We start from the raw sequence: 318 nt of genomic DNA, 5'->3' as shown, positions 1-318 counted from the left end.
GAATCCAACTGCGCGGGGCTGATGCCGGGTAACACCTTTACGCTGACGGAGCACCCGAATGCGGCGCTGAATGCGGTGTGGCAGACGGTGAGCGTAACGCACGTCGGGCAGCAGCCGCAGGCGCTGGAAGAGGAAAGCGGCGGTGAACCGACGACCATGAGCAACAGTTTTACTGTGGTGAAAGGCACGACGACGTGGCGTGCTGCCATGCCCTACAAACCGATGGTGGATGGCCCACAAATCGCCACCGTCGTCGGCCCAGCAGGGGAAGAGATCTACTGCGATCAGTATGGTCGGGTAAAACTGCAATTCCCGTGG

At 60.7% G+C, this 318-nt stretch carries 1 protein-coding gene; it reads left to right on the top strand.

Annotated features, from left to right (window positions below):
* The coding region (locus tag H0248_RS21760) for a contractile injection system protein, VgrG/Pvc8 family (protein WP_257981585.1) at positions 1-318 on the top strand (318 nt) is incomplete at both ends.

Source organism: Pectobacterium brasiliense (genome assembly GCF_013449685.1).
Lineage (GTDB): Bacteria > Pseudomonadota > Gammaproteobacteria > Enterobacterales > Enterobacteriaceae > Pectobacterium > Pectobacterium brasiliense_A.
Note: the sequence above shows the minus strand (reverse complement) of the source record. Positions and strands in the feature narration are given on the sequence as shown.